Raw genomic sequence first — 22,253 nt, forward strand, 5'->3', positions numbered from 1 at the left:
CTAGAGCTGCGTCCGCATGATTTCCTGGTAGCCTTCCACCAGGCGGTTGCGCACCTGCAGCATCAGTTGCAGCGACAGGTGCGACTGTTCCAGCGCGAACATGACCTGGTGCGGCGGAATGGTGTCGTCCAGCACGAAAGACTTGACGAGCGCGTCGGCCGCATTGGCCTTCTCGCTGACCCGGTCGATGCCGTCGGAGAACAGCTCGGCGAACGAAACGCCGGAGCCATGCGTCGCCACAGGCCGCTGCAATGCCGCTAATTCGGGTGTAGCCGCCGCGCCCAGGGCGCTGATGGCCTCGATCGGACCTGTACTCATCTACTTTCCCATTTCCAAAGCTTTGACATACATCTGGCGGGCCGTGCTCATGGCCACCATGTTAGCTTCATAGGCCCGTGCCGTTTTGACCATCAGCACCATTTCGGCGGAATGATCGATTGCCGGATACGAAACATAACCGTCGGCGTCGGCCAGCGGATTGCCCGGTTCATGCACCCGGCGAGGCGTCCCTTCCACGGCTTCGACACCATAAACCGACACACCGTTGAGTGCGGTCTGCGGCCCCGCCAGTTGCCCCTCGAACGACGTCCGGGGCCCCGACAACAACCGCATGGCGCGATAAGGCTGGCCCGACGCGGTCTGGACCGTATTCATATTGGCCAGGTTGTCCGCGATCACTTCCAGACGCCGCCATTCGACGTCCAGCCCGGTCTTGCTGATTGCCATCGCCTTCATGTTCAGGATCCCACAACAATACGCATATGCTGCATCTGGCGCGACAGTATCTCTACCAGCGCGGCGTACCGCGCCGATGTCATCGACGCGGTCGCCATCTGCAGGTCCAGCCGCGAACTGCCTGTTTCCTGCCACGAAGGATCAGCTTCTATCCGCGGCGTGACAGCCTGGATGGCGCTTTCGCCCCGTGCGGACGCGGCGATCAGTTCCTGTTCGAACGACACCCGCAGGGCGCGGTAGCCGGGCGTGCTGGCATTGGCCAGGTTCTGCGCCGTCACATCGGCGCGCGCCGCCAGGCCGTCCAGGGCCTTAAGCGCCATGATTGACGTCAGATCCGACACCCGTATCTCCTCCTCTACTGAACAACCAGATCGGCGTGCAAAGCTCCGGCAGCCTTGATCGACTGCAGGATGGCAATGATGCCGCGCGTATCGACATTGGCCTGGTGCAGGGCCTGGACCAGATCACCGACCGTGGTATTGGGGAAGCGCACGACCGCGTCCCTGCCTGGCGTAACCTCAATCTTCTTGCTGGCGACGACCAGCCCGTTCCAGGCGCCGTACTCGGCTATGAACGGCTGGGTGGCGTCATTGTCCTGGCTGATCGACACCTTGATATCGCCCTGGGAAACGACAACGCTCGAAATTTGCACCGAACCGCCGGCAACGACCGTGCCGGACCGTTCGTTGACCACCACAACGGCCCGCTGGTCAGGCGTCACAGCGACGTTTTCGACCCGCGCCACGAAGCCATAGACGTCCCGGCCCGCGGTCCGCGCATCGATGACCACGGTGGCGGAGTCGGCCACGCGCGCCAGGCGCATACCCATGGCGGCATTGATGCCGTCCTTGATGCGCTCGGCCGTCATCGTGTCCGGCTCCTTCAGGATGAAGGTCAGTTCGCCGCCCGCATTAAGCAGGCTGGCGGCCGCCGGCATTTCGATCGTCGCGCCCCCCGGCAGCACGCCGGAGGTCGGATAGTTCTTCTGCTGACGGTTCTGCTGGGCGTCGAAGCGGTAGCCACCCACGACCAGCGGTCCCTGGGCCAGGGCATATGTACGCTGGTCCGGTCCCATCAGGGGCGTCATCAGCAGGGTTCCGCCGACAAGGCTACGGGCATCGCCAATCGAGGAAACGGCAATATCGACCTTGTCGCCCAGATGCGCCGACGGCGGCAGCACGGCAGTGACCATGACGGCCGCCACGTTGCGGCTGTGGACATCATCGGTCGATACGTTCGCGCCGAAACGGCTGAGCACATTGGTCAGGGCCTGGCGCGTGACCTTGCTGCCGGGGGAATCGCCCGAGCCGGAGAGCCCGGTCACAATGCCGTATCCGACCAGCGCGTTTTCGCGCCAACCCAGGAACCGGCCCATATCCTTGACGCGCACGCTTTGTGCCAGGGCCTGCATCGGCGCCAGAAACAGGCCGATCGCCAAAAGGACAGACAATATCCGCGTCATGGCTTGCCTGCCTCGGCCAGCCGGCGCTTCTTCTCTGTCCGCTCGTCACGGGTCAGTTCGGGCTTCCCGTACACGATCCTGGCGTCGGCCAGAGAGGTCGACAGGACGACGTTTGAACTGGCGATGTCGGCGCGCCGCACCCGGCCGCTCAGGAAGATGCGGACCTTGCGGCCGTTGATGTTCATCAGTTGCTCACCGGAAACATACAGGTCGCCATTCGGCAGCACGTCGTCGACCACGACGCTGATCCGCGCGACCATATGGCCGGAATGTCCGGTCTGGTCGCCGCTTCCCAGCGAGTAGCTGCCCTGCACGCCCACCTGGTCGTTGTTGCCGTTGCCGTTCTCATACCGGCCGGACAGGCCGAGGGTGCCGTTGTTCGATTTCTTGGATGCGTCGGTGGCCTGGGACGACTCGAAGATGAGAACCGTCAGACTGTCGCCGACCCTTTCGGCCGTGCGGTCCGAGGCCAGCGACGACCAGGCGTTCGGCCTGAACAGGTCATCGGCGGATGCACCGCCCGCCAGGGTGAATAGTATTGCCGTCGCAGCCCACAGCCGCAACGCCCGCCCCCTCGCCTTTCCCCCCGTTGTCATCTGGCCTCCCCAGAATAAAGCACACTCATCACCTTGCCGTCAGCCGCCCGGACGAACAGTTTCCGGCCCGGATTGGCGGGCTGCAGCGCCTCGACTTCACGCTGGACCAGCACAGGCCCGGCCTGAACCGTCACATACAATTTCTGCCCCGGGCTGATACTGGCCATCAGCGGCACCGGAACTTCGGCGACGATGTCCCCCGGCGCCAGGTCGCGGATCAAACGGGCGGCCCGCATATTGGCGTCATACCGCACCGCCGCTTCAGGCGGATTTCCGCCACAGTCCGCGGCGGCGAAATCCGCCGCAGAGGGCACCGCGCCGGCGCTGAGCGGGCGCACAGCCATTACGCAGCGTTCCGATGCCCGGCTCTCGAACGCTACGAACGCCAACGCAAGAAACAACCCCTTCACCAACATCGATCTTTATCTCTTAAGATCGTTGGCGATGGACATAAGCTGGTCGCCGGCCTGGACGATCTGGGCATTGGCGGAATAGGTCCGCTGCATCAGCATCAGCGACACCATCTCCTTGGCCAGGTCGACATTGGAGGTTTCGACATAGCCCTGCGCCAGGACACCCGCCCCTTCCACGCCTGGCGCTGAGCGGATCAGTTCCGCATCTTCTGCCGGCTGGAAGGCACCGCCTGTGATGGCTTTAAGGCTGGCCGGGTCCATGTCCTGAACCAGTTCGATCCGGCCGATTTCCAGCGGTTCCACTCCGCCTTCAACTGTCGCGGTCACACGGCCATCCATGCCGATCGCCAAACCCCTGGCGTCACGCGGCACCGAAATCATCGCCTGAAGAGGCATACCGTTACTGGCAGCAAGGAAACCGTCGTTATTGACCTTCAAAGTCCCGCCCCGCCATAGCAGGGTCTGCCCGGCCGGCCCCATCAATTCGATAAAACCACTTCCATCGATGGCAAGGTCCAGTTGCGAACCCGTCTGACTGAGCGTGCCCTGAGCGAAATCCACCGTCGATCCGGTCAACCTGACGCCCTGGAACACCGGCTGGCCGCGATCCAGAGACGTGCCGGAACCAGCATCCTGCACACCTTGCCCTGCCATTAACTGGGAAAACTGCGCCCGGCTTTGTTTGAAGGCAGGCGTGTTCATATTGGCAATATTATTGGCAACGATTTCCAGCGCACGCTGCTGGCTATCGAGTCCCGTGGCCCCGATATGGAAAACCCCGTTCATACTCCCCCCTTACGTCTGACCGAACGTCGTAATCGCGCGGCCCATCAATTCATCATAAACCATCATCAGCCGTTGGCCTGACTGCGCCTCGCGCAGGGCGGCCATGACCGTTATCATTTCCGTGCCCAGGGAAACGTTGGACGTTTCAAGCGATCCCTGGACAACGGACGCATTTTCCAGCACCGAAACCAGCGCCTCCGGTGCGCTGTACAGCCCATTTTCCGCGTAGGTCAGGGCCGCGGCATCGGCGATATCGACAATGCCGATTCTGCCGACAGCCTCACCTGCCTGCAGTACTGTGCCGTCGGTCAATACGGTATAGTCGCCGGGCTTGAGGACAAGGTCGCCGCCACCACTCTGCTGCAGCGCCGCACCTTCGGCACTCACCAGCCGCCCCTCCGTATCGCGCTGAAACTGGCCGTGGCGGGTGTAAAGTACCGTGCCACCCTCCGTGCGGACGGTGAAGAAACCCGCGCCGGAAATCGCCATATTGTCTGGATTATCCGTAACTTGCTGCTGTCCGGGCGTGGAATCTATAGCCACTTGGGCAGCGATCTGCGCGGCCTGCAAGGCGCTGCCGTCGCTCTTTGCGAGACCGGCATCGGGCACACCCAGCACCGCCTCAAAACTGACGGCGCGCTTGTAACCCGGTGTCGTTACATTTGAAATATTTTGGCCAGCAACTTCTAAGTGTCTTTCGACACGCGACAAAATGCTACCAACACTGCTGACGAAGTCCCCCATACAGTGATTATTCGCATTTATTCGCCGCGGGGCAAGCCCCCTGACGAAAATTTCATAAATTTTTCGGCAGCCCCGTCAAAAGGGCGAGTTGTGCCACTGCCCCGTGATTGCCGACAAAGCTTGCCGCCTTGCCCCGACCTTCCCGTTCTCTCGGGTTTATATGATCATGGTTCCAGCGTGTGTGTCGACATCACGGTCAGCAACGCCCTGCTCCCCGCTGCCGGTGCCAATCCTTTGCGGGTTGAGGGCTGGCCGCCGCCCAGCCAGAGCTCGACCTTGCCGGCCTTGACCGAGCGCGAGCCGTCGGCGTTGACGGTGGAAAGCGCGCGGCTGTCGAGCGTGAAGGTGACGGTCTTCGTCTCGCCGGCCTTAAGGTGAATGCGGTCAAAGCGCGCCAGGGCACGAAGGGGCGCCGTCTTCAGGCCAGGTCGGCTGACATAGAGCTGCACGACCTCATCACCGTCCATGGTGCCGGTGTTGGTGACGTCGGCGGACACCGTCACCTGGCCGTCACCGGACACGGTCTTAGCCGACAGTTTCGCCGGAGCGTAGCGGAAGGTCGTGTAGGACAGGCCATAGCCAAACGGATACAACGCCTCGCCCTTGAAGTAGCGGTAGGTACGGCCCTTCATGGTGTAGTCGCTAAACGCCGGCAACTGATCCACCGAGCGGTAGAAGGTCATGGGCAGGCGGCCGGCCGGACTGTAGTCACCGGCGATCAGGCGCGCCACGGCCGCGCCGCCCTGCCCGCCCGGATACCAGGCTTCGATGATGGCCGGGACGTGCTTGTCCGCCCAGTTGACGCTGAGCGCCGAGCCGTTGACCAGGACCAGGACGACGGGTTTGCCGGTGGCGCTGACCTGCTCCAGTACCTTTTGCTGGACAGGCGGCAGATCGAGGCTGGTGCGGTCGCCGCCAGAGAAGCCCGGCGTTTCGACACGCATCTCCTCGCCTTCGACCCGTTGCGACAGGCCGGCCGCGAAGACGACCAGGTCGGCGTCCCTGGCGGCGGCGACGGCCTCCTGCGCGCCAGTATCCGACGGAATACTCCACAGCAGCTTTTCATCACCCTTCGCCTGGCGCTGGAAGGATTCAACGCGGATGCTGTTGCGGCTGCCGGCTTCGAGGCGAACGGCGCCTGTCGCGATGGATGGCCGCCAGTCGACGCGCCAGGCATCGACGATCAGCTTGTCATTGACCCAGATGCGATAGCCGCCGTTGGCGTCGTAACGGAAGCGATATTCACCCGTTTCCGGCGCGGTCAGGTAGCCGTCGAAGCGCACGGCGCCACTGCGCTGTTCGCCCTGCCAGGCCTGACGGATGCCGGCTTCGGTTGTCGTTTTTTGCGCCGGGCCGGTCATTTCAGCCCCCGCGAAATGGCTGGCATTCACGCCCTTTTCGGCACAATCCTTGTCGCGGCACAGGACGTCATCCGGCACGGCGGCCATGACCGGATCGATCAGGCCCGAGCCTTGTGCATAGCGGACCGTCGCCTTGGGAAAGCGGGCGCGGATCCCCGCCAGGATCGTTACGGGATGCGACGGCTCACCGTTGTAGTTGCCGACAAGCGAGTCAATGGAATCGGCATTGGGCCCGATCACCGCGATCGTGCGCGGCTCACTTTTCAACGGCAGCAGATTGTTTTCGTTCTTGAGCAGCACCATGGCGGCTTCGGCGACACGCTGCGACAGGTCGCGATTGGCCTGGGTGTCGTAATCGTCCGCCGTGATCTGCGGGAAGACCTTGGCCGGCGGATCGAACTGCCCAAGCTTGAAGCGGGCAGTGAACAGGCGCACAAGCGCCGTATCCAGCGTCTTTTCGGACAGCAAACCCTTGCGCACGGCGCTGGTCAGGTGGTCGGCCTCATTGGCATTCCCGCAGATCAGGTCGGTGCCGGCCAGATAGGCGGCGGTCACGCCTTCCTCGGGCGTCGCTTTATAATGGTGCGAGGTCTTATAGTAGATGTCGCCGACAGCATCGCAGTCCGACACTACGAAGCCTGTGAAACCCCAGTCCTTGCGCAGGTGCTTGACCAGCAGGTCCTCATTGGCGCAGGCGGGCTGGCCGTCGATGGCGTTATAGGCGCACATGATAGAGACGGCCTTGCCTTCGGTGATCGTCGCGCGAAAGGCGGGAAGGTAGGTGTCTTCGAGATCGTAACGCGACGGATTAATATTGTCGCGATGACGGCCCGCTTCGGGACCTGAGTGCACAGCGTAGTGCTTGGGCGTCGCGACGGTGCGGTAATAGACGGGGTCTTCGCCCTGCAAACCCTTGACGAAGGCGACGCCGATCCGTGCCGTCAGGTAGGGATCCTCGCCGAAGGTTTCCTGCCCCCGCCCCCAGCGCGGATCGCGGAAGATGTTGATATTGGGCGACCATACGGTCAGGCCGCGGAACCAGTCGGAGCCGCCGAAGCGGTGACGGCTTTCGACGTGCTTGGCGCGGAACTCGGTGCTGATTGTGTCGGCGACCGTGCGGATCAGCGGCTCGTCAAAAGTGGCCGCCAAGCCTACGGCCTGTGGGAAGACGGTCGCGTAGCCGGCGCCCGCCACGCCGTGCAGTCCTTCGTTCCACCAGTTGTATTCGCGGATATTGAGGCGCGGGATCGCTGGCGCGTCATTGATAAGCTGGGCCGTCTTTTCCTCTAGCGTCATGCGCGAAACGAGGTCGGCGGCGCGGTCCTCAGGCGATTTGGTGGCGTCCTGATAGGACGGCGCTTCCAGCGGGTTCTGCGCGTACGCCTGTACCGGGCCCAGGGAGATCAGCGCGGCCAGGACAGCAACCGTCAGATTGCGGTTGCGGCGGATAGAATTCGTGTCGGGATTTTTCATGGTGTCCTCACTCAGACGCGGGCAAATTCGTAAAGCGCAATACTGATCGGCGCGACTTTCAGCGCGGAGCCGGTTGTAAACCGGCCTTCGGCGATCGTGACTTCCGGCGGCTTGCCGACGACGTTTGCCGCTTCCAGGTGCGCTCCGGTCAGCTTCCATGTCCGGCCGGACTTTGCTGCCGCAAAGCCCTCCAGGTTCAGTTGCAGGCTCTGTGCCTGGTCGGTGGCGTTGACGACAGCGACGATCAGCGCCTTGCGATCCGCCGTCAGCGCGGCGGAGACATCGAGCGGATAGGTGGCGCTTCCGGCATTGACGCGAGGTTGATCCCCGCCCGCAGGGAATTCGGGCTTCGGTACGGGGGCATTGCCCGTGACCTCGACTGGGATCGTGCCGAAATGCTGGTTGTACATCTGGTACATGCGGCCGGTAGCGCTGATGACCGACCGTGTCCGGTCATGATCGATCCAGCCCGTCGCCATGGTATAGCCGGCCATGTCGATGAAATCGGTGTGGCGGAAGAATTCGTGCAGGCACATGCCGAGCGCCAGACAGGTCTTCAGCGTCTGGCGGAAGCTGTAGGCATATTCGTCGAAGAAGACCTTGACCTTGCCGTCGTTGAGCGACGGATGGCGGCGCTTATACTCTTCCCAGCATTCGACCATGGTCAGGACACGGTTGGCCGGCTGACGCGCCCATTCGACCAGCGGGCGCTGGACGTCGAACAGCTTGCCGGTCGCCATGTCGAACTTCTTGTTTTCCGGCGGATAGGCGTGCGTGGCCAGGGCGTCGAACCGGCCCCAGGCATGCGTCATCATGCCGTTGGCCCAGTCACGTTCGGAACCGAATTCCACATTGGGCTGACCGGCGACAAAGATCCCCTGCCCCGTCGTCATTTCGTCGACGAAACCACCTGGCGCGATGATGTAGATCGATGGATCGACCTTGCGCATGGCGTCGGCGAACATGTTGTGCTTGATGACATACTGCTTGAGCGGGATGTGCCCCATCTGCCAGTTGCCGTACATCTCATTGCCGATGTTCCAGTATTTGACCTTATAGGGCTCGGGATGGCCGTTGGCGGCGCGCCTGCCGCCCCATTCCGTGTCGGTGCCGCCGTTGACGTATTCGACTTGCTCGGCGCCTGACCGCGGACCATCAAAGCCGGTACTGATGGCCCAGGACGGTTCGGCATTGATCAGTTGGCACATTTGCAGAAGCTCATCGACACCAACATCATTGGGCTGGGCGAAGCTCCACACCGGGTCGAAGACCGGTGGCCGCTTGTCCGGATCGCCGATCGTGTCCTTCCAGTCGTAGGACGAAATGAAGTTTCCACCAGGGACACGCAGGATTTTGCAGTCCACTTCGCGCATCAGGGCGATCGTGTCCGCGCGGAAGCCCCTGACGTTGTCAGCGGGCATCAACGACACGGCGCCGATCCGGAAGCTGCCCGTGCCGGTGCCGGTGATTTCCAGGCGCGCTTCCTTGGTTTCGGCCTTTGCCGAAAAGCGCAGAGGCGCCTTGCTCCAGGATTGCGTCGCGGCGATCTTGACGGTCTGGCGGTCGCCTGGCGCGCTGCCCCAGATCAGGGTGGCGGAAATATCAGCGCCGGCATCCGCGGCAATCACGATCCGGCCGACATAGTCCTTTATCAGCAGCGACAGCCCCGACTGGGCGATGCCGCGCGGCTCAGGCCCGGCAAGCTCAATCTTCGGGGAGTGGTTCCCGACCCACGGCGCGGCGCGATCCATGACAACGCCCGAATCCGGACCGACCGGCACCCACTTGTTGCTGTCGCGGTTCCGCCGGCCTTCGGGCTTGGGCGCGGGTTTGGAGTCGATCGCATGATAAAACTTGCGGTCGTCCAGTACCTCGCTCCAGAGGCTGTGATTGATCAGATCGCCAATATGCTCAAGGAAGCCGCCGTAGATGAACGGATTGATTGCAGGCCCTTCCCGGCCGGCGTTCAAGGTCGAGGATATGGTCTTCCCGGCCTGCGCGACTGCAGGGAAGCCGGCAAACACACCAGCCATGGCGGCGGCGGTTAGCGCCTGACGCCGCGATAGGGTAAGCTTGTTTTTGTTCGACATGATCAACCTCTAAATTGGATAGAGACGTGCGCGCATAGCGCTGCAGACCGGCTCACAGCGAGACGCCGGAGACGATGATGGCTGAGGCCGCGCGTAACCGCGGCCGGTGGCAATTCAGAAACAACGTCGATGTGCGCCGTGTCAGCGGTCGACTGACACGGCGCACATCTGCAACTAGGGTTGCAAGGCCAGGACGGTGACAGATGCCGGCGCCAGGCGCACCGTAACCTTGCCGTCTTTCAGCTTTGCGGTGACCGGCTTCGGCGTGACGACGTTCGGCGCTTCGAAGGTATTGTGGGCGTCGACCTTGGCCGCCGCCAGGGTCTCGCCCGATACCGACCTGACCTTCAGGCCCAGGCTGGCAACGTCGATGTCGGTGGCCTTGTTGGGGTCTACGTTGGTCAACGACAGATATATCTTGCCGTCTGCGCCTTTGGCGGCGGCGGCATCGACGCGCGGCAAGGTGATGTCACCGAAGGTGTAGGTCCCCGCATCGAACGTCACCGGAATGAAGGTCGCGTCCTGGAACGGCACGTACATCCTGAACACGTGGTAGGTCGGCGTCAGCAGCATCTTTTCCTTGTCCGTCAGGATCATGGCCTGCAGGACATTGACCATCTGGGCGATATTGGCCATGCGCACGCGATCGGCGTGGCGCGCAAAGATGTTGATGTTGAGCGCGGCCAGGATAGCATCGCGCTGGGTATTCTGCTGCATCAGGAAGCCGGGATCAGTGCCAGGCGTCGCCTTGTACCACGCGCCCCATTCGTCAACGACCAGCGAGACCTTTTTCTCAGGGTCATACTTGTCCATGATTGCGGAATGCGTCGTGACCAGCTTCTCCATACCCAAGGTGTCCTTGAGGATGACGGCATATTCCTTTTCGGTGAAGCCGGTCGCCGGCTGCGACACGGGGAAGCCCCCGCCGGTCGTATACTGGTGCAGCGACAGGCCTTCGATATCCCAGGCCCAGCTGCGGCCCTTGTAGGACTTCATGACGGCTTCGGTGTACGAGGTGTCGGCGCCGTTGGGGCCGACCGCGACGCGCTGCATTTTTTGCGCCGGATTGAAGTTGCGCACGAAGCGCGCGTACATTTTCATCTGGCTGACATAAAAATCCGGCGTCATCGCGCCGCCGCAGTCCCAGCTCTCGTTACCGATGCCGACGAACGGCACCTTGTACGGCTCCGCGTGACCGTTCCTGGCACGCTCGGCGCCCAGCGAGTCGGCCGTGCCCGCGGTCATATATTCCAGCCATTCGGCCGCCTCGCCAACCGTGCCGGAGCCGACATTGACGGATATGTAGGCTTCCGCGCCAACCTGGTTGGCGAAGTCCATGAATTCGTCGGTGCCGAAGGTATTCGGCTCGACGACGCCGCCCCAATTGCCGTTCATCTGGGACTTGCGTTCCGGGCCGACGCCGCGCCGCCAGTGATATTCGTCGGCAAAGCAGCCGCCCGGCCACCGCACCACTGGCACCTTGATCGCCTTCAGCGCTGCGACGACGTCGTTGCGAATGCCGCGAGTGTTCGGAATGGATGAGTCCCGGCCGACCCAGATGCCGTCATAGATGCCTGAGCCCAGGTGTTCGGCGAACTGGCCGAAGATACGGCGGTCGATCTTGGCCCCTGGCTTTGCGGCGTCGATTGTGACGGTCGCGCGGTCCTGAGCCTGCGCTGCCAGCGGCAGCATGGCCAAGGCGACCGCGCCGGCGAGCGCGATGGATTTCATGATGTACTCCCACGTCTTCCGGCTATGGCGCCGGTTTTGATCGGCGGTTTTCCGCCATTATGATAGCGCTAACACAGATTTTCAGAGATGGAAAGCGAATTGTCGGACTTTTATGAGTGACGCGTCGGAGCTTTGCGAACAACGGCTCGGGCGTTGCACAGGTGCTGCTTTTCGTAAAGGACGACAAACAGTCCCCTATTCGCCCTGTGCGGTCAGTTCGAGCATGGTTACCGGTACGCCACGCGCTTTTGGCGCCACCGACAAGGTCAGGCCATCACCGGTCAATCGCCAGTCCACCGCATCGCCCGAAAGGTTTCGGACCTTTGTGATTTTTGCGTCTATCGGCGGCAACGATAGTTCGTCGTTGGGCCAGCTGAGAATATGGAGGAATATCTTATCCCCCCTGCGTGTCGCGCCATAGACGTTGTCCACCGGCTGGAAAGGTCCTGGACGCGTGCCGTAAATCGCGGTTCCGTATCGCTTCAGCCATTCGCCGACGCCGCGCAAGGTGGCCGCCTGCTTTGGCGGGATCACACCGTCCCGGTCGGGGCCGACATTGGCCAGTACATTGCCGTTGCGCACAACGGCATCGACAAGCAGCCGGACGACCTGCTCCCAACTCATGACATTGTGCTCCGGGGTATATCCCCAGGCCGAATTGATTGAAAATGTCTTTTCCCATGGCCTGGCGCGGATGGGGCCGGTGATCGGCGCTCCCCCTTCGGAAATATCGAAATCTCCCTGCCAGCCCGAGCGCGGATTGATGAGAATTTTCGGCTGGTAGCCGCGAACCATGCGGTTCAACTTGTCCGGCTCCCAGAACCAGGCGGCATCCGCATCGGTTCCGCTGTGGGCCAACCAGCCCCCGTCCCACCACAGGACATCGATCTTGCCATAATTTTTCATAAGCTCTTCGACCTGGCCATAGGTTTGCCTTTTGAAAAGCTGGGCGTTTTCGGGAAGTTCCTTAGGTTTGAAATAGGCCGGGAATCGCCAGTCGAGCGGCGAATAATAGATGCCGACGCGCAAACCGGCACGGCGAACCGCCTTGACGTAGGGGGCAATCAGATCCCGGCGCGCGCCGGAATGGATCGCGTCGAAATGGCCGTAGCTTGACGGGCTGTCCCACAGAGCGAAACCGTCATGGTGTCTGGCCGTCATGACCATGTAGCCGGCGCCGGCCGCGCGCGCCAGCGCTGCCCACGCATCCGGGTCATAATGCTTCGGGTTAAACGCGTGCGCGAGTTTTGCGTAGGCCTCGGGCGGCACCTTGTCGTTGAACATGTGCCATTCCCCCTTGGCAGGAATGGCATAGAGGCCCCAATGGACAAAGACGCCAAATTTCGCATCCCGCCACCAGGCCATGTCCCGCTCCGGCAAGAGCAGGTCCGGCGCCAGGGTCGGGTCGGCGTTTGACTGTTTCGCAGCGGATTTTTCTTCATCGGTCAGGGACTGGGCCCAGATCGCCGAGGGAGCCGCAGCCATGAGAAGAGCGCCCTTCAGAACATTTCGCCGCGTCGTCATCTTCACACTCCCATATGAACCCACAAAATATTCAATAGTGGAATATGATTTTATATACAAATGATATTCAAGGAATTGGCTTTTGCTACGCCGGCTTTAGGAGGCCTGGACGGAGGGAGCCGCGGCGCAGTTGCCAAGGATGAATGCTTCGTGCATTGGCATGGCATCTGCCGAAATTCGCCTTTGGATACTAACGACCTGCATCGCCATCCGCCTGGTCTCGGCCGGGGCATGAGGCGAATATTCGGCGGCCTACTGCCCGTCGCGGAGATTGCTCACCGGCGCCGTTCCAAAACACAGGTCGGTAAAGCGGGCGACCACGCCGTGCCCCGTCGGTGATTGCGCTCCAAGTCCCAGTTCTACCGGGCCGGCTTCCAGTCCGGGAATCGTGAAGAAGCGGACAAAATGCCAGAACTTGCCGTCGGTGGAATAGTGAAAGGCAAGGGTCTGGTTATTTCGGTATATGCGCAACCAAATATGGTCGCTACTCATCGTCGGTCCGTCGCAATCGTCGGACGTGCCACGTGTAACGACGCTGACAATCGTGGGCCTGTGCGCCGCGGAATATTCGAAGGCCAGTTTTGCCCAGCTATCATTCGCCACCTTCACGAACAGGGCTCCGGCATCGTAGGTGGCGGCGAAATCCACAGACGCCCGTGCTGACATCGTGAAGACCGGCTGATCGATGACCGCCGAAACAGAAATAACGTTTTCACGGCGGGCCTGGCCGTTCGGACTGAAGAACCAGTCCGTCTTGGCCAGGGCGCGCAATTCTACGGCTTTATCAGTGATCCTGGCGTGACCAAAGGCTTCGCCATTCACACTGAAATCCGGCAGTGGCATGTGTATCTCCTGTTTCGCGCCCGCAGCGCGAATTCCCACTCAAACCTACTTCTTGCATAACCGGCTGATCGGGTCCTGTCCTTCGGCTTTAATCACGCCGAGGCTATAGGGCAACTGCAAATACTCCTTTGTTTTTCCGGCAGGATCCAAACCTTGATACAGGAATTGCAGAGGCTTGCAGGGATCAATGGTAAGCGTCTGGTCGATACCGTCGCGCAGCATTTCGCCGTGCGACACCCCTTCGGCCCAGGCGCTTCCCTTGAACCGCACGTTATCGGCGCTGGCGAACACATTCATGTTGTCACCCAACGGTTTCCATTCGCCGTCCAGCTTGTCGCTCGTCCAGGCACGAAAGTACCGCCCCTTCGGACTGATGGCCTCTATCAGCGTAAGGAAGGTGTTCGTTCCCTTGATCTTATAGGTATTGCTGGCTTCGAACACGTCGTCGCGCGTGCCTTTTATGGCGACGGTCGTGTTGTGGAAACCCGCCGGGAACTGCTTCAGGGGCGTCTCGGCCCTGAAGAACGAACCATTGTCGTTGGTGAAGAACAGATAGCAGGTTTGGTCGTCGCAGATGACCCAGAAATCCAGCCAGGCCGCATGACCTTCAGGGTTCTTGACCACGTCCGGAACCACATTGAAGAACGGCTTCGGCGCGCTCCATGACAATGGATCGGATATATCCGTGCTGGTCGAATACAGGGGGTCGCCCCCCTGGTAGACCAGGTACCAGAGCTTTTGGGGCGCGAAATAAAAGACCTGAGGCGCCGCGCGGTAGCCCGGCCCCATCGGAGACTTGTCGAGCGGAATGATCTGCGCCTTCGGGGCATCCTTCCAATCGCGGAAGCTGGAATAGGCCAGCGCCCAACCGTTCTCGGCGGCGGTCGTCATGAACACGTGATACCGTCCGTCGTGATAGACGATCGACGGGTCCTTGACGCCGTATTGCTTTATAGTGCTGTCCTTGGCAGGGGTGATCAGCACAGGGCTGGATTTCCAGCTGAAGCCACCCTGTCCGGCGGCTTGCGCCAGTCCCGGGATGGAGATGAGCGCCGCGCAAATCATCGGCAGCGTCCGCTTGATAATGTACTTTGTCACAGCCGTTTCCCTGTTAGTGCGACGCGCCACGTTTGATGAGCACTATTGCGGCGCCTCCGCCACGCGCCATCGCGACCTTGAGCTTGTCGCGGTCCGACGCCGTAAGGGTTTTACGTTCGACGTCATTGGCGGTCGCGCCATCCTGCCACATCACAACGTCATACTGTCCGGGCGCCAGGAAGTTCAGGGGAATATCAACGGTCCGAGCCTGTTCGTTATTCATGGCGCCCACGTACCACCGGTCACCGCTGCGCCGAGCGACGATCACATGGCTGTCGGGGGTGCCATCGACGAACCGGGTTTCGTCCCAGGCTGTTGGGACGTCCTTGACGAAGTCGAAGCCGGAGGCATCCTTGTAAGCGACCGGATCATCCGCGACCATCTGGAGCGGGCTTTCGTACACGACGAACTGCGCCAGGGCCTGTCCGCGGGTGTACCGCGTTGACGGCATGATTTCGCTCTGGACATAGGCTTCCGGATAGTAGTTGCGGAAACCGCCCGGCGTATAGTCCATTGGCCCCAGCAACATTCGCGTATAGGCCAGCTTGACGTTGTGGGACGGCGTGATCTGCGCCCAGTCGAACTTATTGTACTCCGCCCCCATCACGCCCTCCTGCGTGATATAGTTGGGGTAGGTCCGGCTGAGCCCCATGGGCGGATAGGCGCCATGCATGTCCAGCAGCAGGTGGCGTTTCGCCGTGGCCGCCGCCAGCCGGTCATAGAACCGGACCATTTCCTGGTCGTCGCGCTCCATGAAGTCGACCTTGATGCCCTTGATCCCCCAGCGCTGATAGGTATCCAGTACCTCATCCATCCGGGGATCAACGTGCTTCCAGTGCGCCCAGAGCAGAAGCCCCACCCCCTTCTTGCCGGCGTAATCGACAAGCGCGGGCATATCGATCGACGGGTCCGCGCGAGTAATATCGGTCTTCGGGTCCGCGTCGCAGCAGGGCGTCGCGTTCAGCGGCCAGCCGGCGTCGATCAGGAAGTACGGAAAGCCGGACTCGGCCGCGAAATCGATGAAGCGCTTGTAGCGTTCCATCGACGGCTTGTCGCCGGCGGTCGGGCCCGACCACCAGTCCCACGCTGCCTTGCCGGGCTTCACCCAGGTGAAGTCCCCCTTTGCCTGGACCGCCAAATTGCCGATCAGCGGCGACTCGATCAGGTCCCCTGCCCGGTCGGCCGTCATGATCACACGCCAGCCGCTTCGCAGGCCGTTTTCGGAGATGACCGAAACCTCCTTGCGGTCGGGGCGGCGGAACAGATCGACCTGGAGACCGTCCGACCCTGACTTTACCGCCGAACCGGCATAACCGGAAATATCCGACTGGACGATCGCATAGTGGGAGCGGCCGCTGGGCGACGCGCAGAGGACCGGATAGTCGTACAGTTTCGATGGATCGAGTTGCGAAACCTTGATGGGATTCCAGTAGTCTTCGTGTGACGTCTTGTATTCCGAGACAAAACAGGTCGGGTCTCCGGCCAGGCGGAAACTCGTCTTCTCGTCCACAAGCGTGACCGGCTGGCCCGCGGGCGTGAGATATCGCCAAGCGACACCGTTATCGTAGGCCCGCACTTCGATCGACAGTTCGCGGCGCTGGCCGGAGGCCTCCCGGAAGGTCAGCACCTGCGACCGGTAGTGGTCTTTGGCCGTGGCGGACTTGGTTGCCGTCAGACGATAGGTCCGGTTGCCGTCCACCTTTTTGACCTTGACGAGTTGAAGGTCCGTGAAATCCGGCGCACCGGCCATCTGCAGGCCAAGCGCCGAGGTCGAGACGATCTCTTCCTGCTTGCGCGAGACGATGTAGCCGGAGGCGTCCGGAGCAATGCGGATTTCCAGGCTTCCGTCAGGTGATGAAACCGCGATCTGGGCGGCGGCAATGAGCTCAAACATGGGATGTTGCTCCGGGTTGGGATGGCAAAAGCGGCGGCTTAGCCATGGAACGTGATCTTGAAAGCGGCGGCGTGCGCGGACGGCGGCGTGCCCGGCAGATCGATCACCAGGGCGTTCGCCTCCTGACGGAAGGCGCACGGGCGCTTCACGCCCAAGAGGTGTACACTCTTCACCTTACGTGCTTCCTGTCCGCCTTGCAGGGCCAGCGACTTGACGGCCACGCTGCCCTGCGGCACGCCGAGCGTAATGGCGTAAAGCGCCTGGCCCTTGGTGGTGAAACGCATGTCCTGCGGCGTATAGTTGGCGCTTTCCTGGAACGCGCCGGAGGTGCCTTCGGTCGGCCCCTCACCGAAAGCTGTCCAGGGACGCGTGCCGTGAATGGCCTCGCCATTGATCTTCATCCACGCGGCCATTTCATCGAGGAAGACCAGGGTTTCCGGCGGCAGATCACCTTCCGGATACTGCACGACATTGAGCAGCATATTGCCGTTCTTGCTGACAATATCGGCCAGCATATGGATCACGTTGGCCGTGGTCTTGTAGGCGTGGCCTTCGCTGTAATACCAGTCGCCCATGGAGGTATCGGTCTGCCAAGGCAGGGGGTTGATGCCTTTCAGAACGCCGCGCTCAACATCCTGGACGAAGGCCTCCTTGTAGAACTCGCCGGAGCCGAAATCCTTGCCGTTGTAGACCGCTTCATTGCGCCCCGCCCTGGCGATACTCTTGTTGTACATGTGCGCGACCAGGCTGCGGCCGACGACGCCGAACGGCAGGCCGCCGTCCGAATAAAGCAGGTCCGGCTCGTAAGCGTCGACGAGGTCCTTGATCCGGTTGTACCAGATCTGATGGAACTTCGGATCCGTGGTGTACCAGGTGTCGGCGCCACCACGGTAAGGTTCGTTGTGCGGAGGGTGATAGAGGTCCACGTTCTTGGGATCGGCGCCGTCGTAAGGGACGCCAAGGTCCGGCCAGAACTGGTTATAAAGGTGGCTGGTGTAGAACCAGTTGTGGCTGGCGCCCAGATGCTCGGATACGCCGAATCGGAGGCCGCGCTTGCGGGCCGCGTCTCGCCAGGCGCCGACGATATCCCGCTTCGGTCCCATGGCGACGGCGTTCCACCTGTGGTGCTTCGAATTCCACAGGTCGAAATTGTCGTGGTGCACGCCCATGCTGACAAAGTATTTGGCGCCGGCGGCGGCGTAGCGATCCATCAAGCCTTCGGGGTCGAATTTTTCGGCCTTCCACAGAGGAATAATGTCCTTGTAGCCGAACTTGGACGGATGGCCGTAGGTCTTCACGTGGTGCGTATTGTGTGGATGTCCCGGCGAATACATGTTCCGCGCGTACCAATCGCCCATGCGCGGCACGGCCTGGGGGCCCCAATGCGACCAGATGCCGAACTTGGCGTCGCGGAACCAGTCGGGCGTCTGGTAGGTCTTGAGCGACTCCGCCGTGGGCTTGAATGCCCCCGCCGCCATGGGCAGGTCGTACTTCACGGGTGTTTCCGTCCTGCAGGCTTCCGTATCGGTACCCGCCCGCACCGTGGACGCCGTAACCGCGGCCGTGCCCAGCGCGGCCAGGAGCGGAGCCCCCAAAAGTGTGCGTTTCGTCAGATTGGCCATGTGTTCTTTCCTGATGAAGGTGCGCCCAATATCTCTCGATCAGGATACGGAACGCGGATGTAGGCAGTTCGGGAAAACCGCTTTTGGTTATGGTTTGATCGCCTAGACGAACTTCGACAGCAGGCGGATATAGGCCGCCTGATAACCGTTGGAGACTTCGGTGATCGGCCAGGAATTCAGCGGCCAGCCATCATTGAAATCCTTGTATGACTTCTGTCCCGGCTGCGCGTAAGGCGGTTTCGGCCGGCTAGTCCCGCACGCCGAGCTGATCGACGGACACCGGCTGTCCCAATCCCACTGGGTCTGGTTGGGCCCACCCGGGATAAAGCCTGGCGGCGGGCCATAGGTGGAGGTGGCGGCGCTGTCCCACTTGGCCGAGCCGTCGAAGAACCAGGAATGGAATATCTCGTTGGCTGAGTTTTCCGCCCCCAGGCTGGACATATTGGTCAGGTAACACAGGCCCAGCGGGTTCACGCCATGAAGGTAGTGAATGTAGTGCGACGCCGCATTGAGATTGTCGGCCACCGTATGCGCCGTGCCGAGATTATGGACGTTCAGCGCCGTGAACAACAGGCCGACATTGCTCTTGATGGCGTTACTGCCCCAGATGTAGTCGTTGAGAAAGGCCATGTAGGGGTCGGCCTTGGTCGTGATCTTGCCGCGCGTCCACTCGGAGTTCACGCCGTTGAGGTAGTTGGTGCGGATGGCCGTGACGACCGAGGGGGTCGCACCCGCCAGTCCCGCATAGTGCAGAAGGGCATCCTGCAAGGTGCCTTCGTACGGCGAGGCGTAATTGCCCCAGCGGATCAGATTGGTTTCAGTATAGTTGCCGTCGACGAAATTGCGGTAGGCGGTGTTACCCGTCACGTCGTAAAGGTAAATCGCCGCCATCAGCTTGGCCATCAGGCGGCCGCGATCGTCCGTTTCCTGCCCGCCGGCCCCAAGTCCCTGCGACCCGTTGGACGCGTCATTGTTCTGGAAGGTGACGTTCGGATTGGCGACGGCCCAGGACCAGGCATTTTCCGCGCGTGTCCGCAGGCCCGAGGCATAGGCGGCCAGCGCGGGTATCGTACCCAGGACCCTGGCGCCCAGGGCGTAGGCCGCCGCGGCGTTGAGCGTGGCCGAAGTGCTGGCCGGCCCATAGTAGCTGGCCCCCGTGGCCGCCGAGGGGGGAGAGGCGTGGCTCATGCCTACGATCGACAGGACCGAGCCATTGGCCTCCTGCATCCGGCTCAGCCAGTCCAGGCCCCATTTGGCTTCATCGAGGATATCGGGAATGCCATTGCCGGATTCCGGGATGTTGTAATCGTCCCCCCAGACGCCCGGGTTTTCCCTGTAGGCGAAAAGCAGGAAGGTTATGTAGCCCGCCGTCCAGCTGGTATATTTGTTGTAGTCGCCGGCGTCGTACCAGCCGCCGGAAAGGTCGCGTTCGGTCGAGGCGTCGGTCTTGGCGCTGTACAGGCGGGCATTCTTGTCCTGCCCCGGCCCGATGTGCGATGCCCCGTCAGCCCAGCCGGCGCCAGCGTGCACGGCCAGTTTTTCCTGGCCAGCGCGTTGATAATAGAAACAGCGCACGGCGGCCTTGAGAACAGGCAGGTACACGTCCGCGGCAATCTTGAAGGTGTAGGATTTCACGTTGCGCTGGGCGTCGCGAATGAAATACTCGCCCGGCGTGATGACGCTGCTGAAGTCGAAATGCCACGCCTTGTCGCCGGAACTGGTATCGGTCGCTCCACCGTTCCAGGCGACGGGGGCGGCGCTGTGGACAACCGCATTCGTGGCCGCGTTGACCACTTCATAGACCGTGCCCGGCGTGAACGAATCCGAGGCATCGAAGCTGACAATCGGCGTGCCGTCGGACAGCGTGCCCACCGTATCCCCTTGAGGATCCCGGACAACGGCGATCTTGGTTTGTGCCGGCAGATAGCCGAACTGATCCACCACGATCGGAATACCGAACTGCATGGTGGCGGGTTTTACTGACGCCGAGGAGGAAGAGGAGGACGAAGAAGATGACGACGCGCCGCCCCCTCCTCCCCCGCCGCTGGAACCACCGCTTCCACCGCCGCAGCTCATCAGTCCCATCGGCACCAGGGCGACGCCCGCCGCCAACAGAAGCTTGCGGCGATTGCTGTCGAAACCTTGTTTCATCTTGCGTTCCTTCCTGTCTGAACGCCTGACCACCTGTTATCGCGGCCGCTTTATTTTCATTTTCCACTGTGACTCGTCACAACAGCCCGTTGCTTGACGGTGAAGGGATACGGGCCACATGCGACGTCAGACGGCACACGCGCCAAACTGCCATATATGAAAAGAACTTTCAATTACGAAAATTCAACAGTTTCTTGCCGAACCTCCACTGAAGCGGCTGAAGTACGGACCTGACGGCAAGTCCGTACTTAATTGGTGCGACGGCCTATTTCTTGCCGGCACCGATGAGCAGGGCATCCAGCATCGCCTGATCCTTGACGGCAAGCGTCGTGCGGTCGATGAGGCCGCCGGTGTCCCAGAAGAAGGGCGCGGTGCCGTTGGCGACCGCCTGCTGGGTGACATACTTGTTCCAGAAGTCCACAGAGGCGTTGTGCTTGGGCATGTCCAGTGGCTGGGTTTTGCGCCAGGCGCCGTACTCACCGACGATGACCGGGATGCCCTTGTCGACGAAGTTGGTCTTCATCGCCAGCATCTGCTGATCGACATAGGGTTCTTCGCTATGTGTCGCGTTGCGGTCCGGCTCGATGGTGGAATGATTGCCACTGCCCCAGTAGTAGAACATCTTGCCCCACGATGCGTCCTGGTCGATGATCATGAACTGCGACGGGGCATAGTAATGGACTTCGAACATCAGACGGTTCGCCGTTGTGTCGGTAGGCATACCCGGCCATAGCGACACGGCATATTCGGTGTTGGTTTGCGGCGACTGAACGATGAGGGTGCGGTAGGCGTTTCTGCCGCCGGTCGATCGCACGGCATCGATAAAGGTCTGGTGGTAACTGACCAGGACGGTCGTATTCGGCGCCGTATTGGCGTCAGGCTCGTTCGCACTGGCGAAGATCAGGCGCTCATCAAAATCGCGCAGGTGGGTGGCGATCTGCTCCCAGAATGCTTTTTGCTTTGCGTTGACGGCATCCTTGCTGGCGGCGTCGACATGTTTTTCCAGCCATCCGCCATCCCAGTGGATGTTGAGCACGACATACAGGTCGGCGTTGATGCAGTACTGCACGACGGCCTTCACGCGGTCGAGCCAGGTGGCTGAAATCTGCGCTGTGGTCTGGTTTGCGTATCCGTCCCATGAGCAAGGCAGACGGATAGCGTCGAAGCCCAGGGCCTTGTACCGATCCACCAGCGCCTGGGTAATAAGCGGATTGCCCCAGTTCGTTTCGCCGCCGATGGCCTCCATCGTGTTACCGATGTTGATTCCCAGTTTGATCTTGGCGGAAATCTGCGCCGCCGTGCTGGTCATGCCGGTCGCGTTGGCCGCGATCGGGCTGGTATTGTAGCTGGGATAGAGGCCACTTGAAGAGGAAGAAGACGAGGACGAAGACGACGATGAGGATGAAGACGATGAGGATGACGAACTCGAGCCGCCGCCCCCACCGCCGCCTGAACCGCCGCCCGAGCCGCCACCGCCGCCTCCGCAGGCAATAAGCGCGATGGGCAGGAGACTGCTGCCCGCCGCGGCCAATAGCTTGCGGCGATTGTACTCAGTTGACGACGTCATCATCATTACTCCCTGAAAGACTGTATTTTTTCATCGGCGCCTGACACGGCGACGTATCCCACGGCCCGGCTTCCCATACGGCAGGCGCACGTGGTATGGCTATTAGGCCGCCACAGCCCGATTTATTCAAATGTAAAATGTAATTTTAAATGTAAATTGTTTG

The 22,253-nt window shown here is 61.4% G+C and carries 18 protein-coding genes; all 18 read right to left on the bottom strand.

All coding sequences use genetic code 11. The annotated features are described in order from the left end of the window. Nucleotides 1-318, bottom strand: a complete 318-nt coding sequence (fliE, locus tag J2X24_RS18680; protein WP_209724948.1) for a flagellar hook-basal body complex protein FliE — start codon at nt 316-318, stop codon at nt 1-3. Next, on the bottom strand, nt 319-735 hold the full coding sequence (gene flgC, locus J2X24_RS18685; RefSeq protein ID WP_209724949.1) for a flagellar basal body rod protein FlgC: 417 nt from the start codon (nt 733-735) through the stop codon (nt 319-321). 2 nt (nt 736-737) lie between these two features. Continuing rightward, a complete protein-coding gene (locus tag J2X24_RS18690) occupies nt 738-1,076 on the bottom strand; it encodes a flagellar basal body rod protein FlgB (RefSeq protein ID WP_209724950.1) in 339 nt (112 codons plus the stop codon). Nucleotides 1,077-1,090: 14 nt separating this feature from the next. Next, nucleotides 1,091-2,197: a flagellar basal body P-ring protein FlgI gene (gene flgI, locus J2X24_RS18695; RefSeq protein WP_209724951.1), complete on the bottom strand. Its 1,107-nt coding sequence runs from the start codon at nt 2,195-2,197 to the stop codon at nt 1,091-1,093. Then, a complete protein-coding gene (locus tag J2X24_RS18700; protein WP_209724952.1) occupies nt 2,194-2,793 on the bottom strand; it encodes a flagellar basal body L-ring protein FlgH in 600 nt (199 codons plus the stop codon). Before J2X24_RS18700 ends, flgI begins: the two co-directional genes overlap by 4 nt. Next, nucleotides 2,790-3,137 carry a hypothetical protein gene (locus J2X24_RS18705; protein WP_209724953.1) on the bottom strand — a complete coding sequence of 116 codons (348 nt, stop codon included), beginning with the start codon at nt 3,135-3,137 and terminating at the stop codon, nt 2,790-2,792. The genes J2X24_RS18700 and J2X24_RS18705 overlap by 4 nt, the downstream gene beginning before the upstream one ends. Nucleotides 3,138-3,215: 78 nt before the next feature. After that, nucleotides 3,216-3,992: a flagellar hook-basal body protein gene (locus J2X24_RS18710; RefSeq protein ID WP_209724954.1), complete on the bottom strand. Its 777-nt coding sequence runs from the start codon at nt 3,990-3,992 to the stop codon at nt 3,216-3,218. A gap of 9 nt (nt 3,993-4,001) precedes the next feature. Then, the gene (locus tag J2X24_RS18715; RefSeq protein WP_209724955.1) at nt 4,002-4,736 is read right to left on the bottom strand and encodes a flagellar hook-basal body protein; all 735 of its coding nucleotides are present in this window, start codon (nt 4,734-4,736) and stop codon (nt 4,002-4,004) included. Between the two features lie 164 nt (nt 4,737-4,900). Then, on the bottom strand, nt 4,901-7,570 hold the full coding sequence (locus J2X24_RS18720) for a glycoside hydrolase family 3 protein (protein ID WP_245344946.1): 2,670 nt from the start codon (nt 7,568-7,570) through the stop codon (nt 4,901-4,903). Nucleotides 7,571-7,581: 11 nt separating this feature from the next. Further along, nucleotides 7,582-9,660, bottom strand: a complete 2,079-nt coding sequence (locus tag J2X24_RS18725) for an alpha-L-arabinofuranosidase C-terminal domain-containing protein (protein ID WP_209724956.1) — start codon at nt 9,658-9,660, stop codon at nt 7,582-7,584. Nucleotides 9,661-9,834: 174 nt separating this feature from the next. Beyond that, nucleotides 9,835-11,391, bottom strand: coding sequence for an alpha-N-arabinofuranosidase (locus J2X24_RS18730; protein WP_209724958.1), 1,557 nt, complete (start codon nt 11,389-11,391; stop codon nt 9,835-9,837). Between the two features lie 195 nt (nt 11,392-11,586). Next, nucleotides 11,587-12,876 carry an alpha-L-fucosidase gene (locus J2X24_RS18735; RefSeq protein WP_245344947.1) on the bottom strand — a complete coding sequence of 430 codons (1,290 nt, stop codon included), beginning with the start codon at nt 12,874-12,876 and terminating at the stop codon, nt 11,587-11,589. Nucleotides 12,877-13,167: 291 nt separating this feature from the next. Continuing rightward, nucleotides 13,168-13,758 carry a DUF1349 domain-containing protein gene (locus J2X24_RS18740; RefSeq protein WP_209724961.1) on the bottom strand — a complete coding sequence of 197 codons (591 nt, stop codon included), beginning with the start codon at nt 13,756-13,758 and terminating at the stop codon, nt 13,168-13,170. A gap of 45 nt (nt 13,759-13,803) precedes the next feature. Further along, the gene (locus J2X24_RS18745) at nt 13,804-14,856 is read right to left on the bottom strand and encodes a glycoside hydrolase family 62 protein (protein WP_209724963.1); all 1,053 of its coding nucleotides are present in this window, start codon (nt 14,854-14,856) and stop codon (nt 13,804-13,806) included. Nucleotides 14,857-14,869: 13 nt separating this feature from the next. Further along, nucleotides 14,870-16,750, bottom strand: coding sequence for a glycoside hydrolase family 97 protein (locus J2X24_RS18750; protein WP_209724965.1), 1,881 nt, complete (start codon nt 16,748-16,750; stop codon nt 14,870-14,872). A gap of 38 nt (nt 16,751-16,788) precedes the next feature. Then, a complete protein-coding gene (locus tag J2X24_RS18755; RefSeq protein ID WP_209724967.1) occupies nt 16,789-18,372 on the bottom strand; it encodes an alpha-L-fucosidase in 1,584 nt (527 codons plus the stop codon). A 102-nt stretch (nt 18,373-18,474) separates the two neighbouring features. Next, nucleotides 18,475-20,523, bottom strand: a complete 2,049-nt coding sequence (locus J2X24_RS18760) for a glycoside hydrolase family 9 protein (RefSeq protein ID WP_209724969.1) — start codon at nt 20,521-20,523, stop codon at nt 18,475-18,477. Nucleotides 20,524-20,788: 265 nt separating this feature from the next. After that, nucleotides 20,789-22,090 (bottom strand): glycoside hydrolase family 5 protein, encoded by a 1,302-nt coding sequence (locus J2X24_RS18765; protein WP_245344948.1) that lies wholly within the window; start codon nt 22,088-22,090, stop codon nt 20,789-20,791. Nucleotides 22,091-22,253: the final 163 nt, after the last annotated feature.

The organism is Asticcacaulis solisilvae (assembly GCF_017875235.1).
In the GTDB taxonomy this organism is placed as follows: Bacteria; Pseudomonadota; Alphaproteobacteria; order Caulobacterales; family Caulobacteraceae; genus Asticcacaulis; species Asticcacaulis solisilvae_A.

Excerpts from the sequence above, each read along its gene's own strand:
- fliE (WP_209724948.1), bottom strand. The coding sequence starts at position 318 with ATGAGTACAGGTCCGATCGAGGCCATCAGCGCCCTGGGCGCGGCGGCT.
- flgC (WP_209724949.1), bottom strand. The coding sequence starts at position 735 with ATGAAGGCGATGGCAATCAGCAAGACCGGGCTGGACGTCGAATGGCGG.
- flgI (WP_209724951.1), bottom strand. The coding sequence starts at position 2,197 with ATGACGCGGATATTGTCTGTCCTTTTGGCGATCGGCCTGTTTCTGGCG.
- J2X24_RS18700 (WP_209724952.1), bottom strand. The coding sequence starts at position 2,793 with ATGACAACGGGGGGAAAGGCGAGGGGGCGGGCGTTGCGGCTGTGGGCT.
- J2X24_RS18705 (WP_209724953.1), bottom strand. The coding sequence starts at position 3,137 with ATGGCTGTGCGCCCGCTCAGCGCCGGCGCGGTGCCCTCTGCGGCGGAT.
- J2X24_RS18710 (WP_209724954.1), bottom strand. The coding sequence starts at position 3,992 with ATGAACGGGGTTTTCCATATCGGGGCCACGGGACTCGATAGCCAGCAG.
- J2X24_RS18715 (WP_209724955.1), bottom strand. The coding sequence starts at position 4,736 with ATGGGGGACTTCGTCAGCAGTGTTGGTAGCATTTTGTCGCGTGTCGAA.
- J2X24_RS18720 (WP_245344946.1), bottom strand. The coding sequence starts at position 7,570 with ATGAAAAATCCCGACACGAATTCTATCCGCCGCAACCGCAATCTGACG.
- J2X24_RS18725 (WP_209724956.1), bottom strand. The coding sequence starts at position 9,660 with ATGTCGAACAAAAACAAGCTTACCCTATCGCGGCGTCAGGCGCTAACC.
- J2X24_RS18730 (WP_209724958.1), bottom strand. The coding sequence starts at position 11,391 with ATGAAATCCATCGCGCTCGCCGGCGCGGTCGCCTTGGCCATGCTGCCG.
- J2X24_RS18735 (WP_245344947.1), bottom strand. The coding sequence starts at position 12,876 with ATGGCTGCGGCTCCCTCGGCGATCTGGGCCCAGTCCCTGACCGATGAA.
- J2X24_RS18740 (WP_209724961.1), bottom strand. The coding sequence starts at position 13,758 with ATGCCACTGCCGGATTTCAGTGTGAATGGCGAAGCCTTTGGTCACGCC.
- J2X24_RS18750 (WP_209724965.1), bottom strand. The coding sequence starts at position 16,750 with ATGTTTGAGCTCATTGCCGCCGCCCAGATCGCGGTTTCATCACCTGAC.
- J2X24_RS18755 (WP_209724967.1), bottom strand. The coding sequence starts at position 18,372 with ATGGCCAATCTGACGAAACGCACACTTTTGGGGGCTCCGCTCCTGGCC.
- J2X24_RS18760 (WP_209724969.1), bottom strand. The coding sequence starts at position 20,523 with ATGAAACAAGGTTTCGACAGCAATCGCCGCAAGCTTCTGTTGGCGGCG.
- J2X24_RS18765 (WP_245344948.1), bottom strand. The coding sequence starts at position 22,090 with ATGACGTCGTCAACTGAGTACAATCGCCGCAAGCTATTGGCCGCGGCG.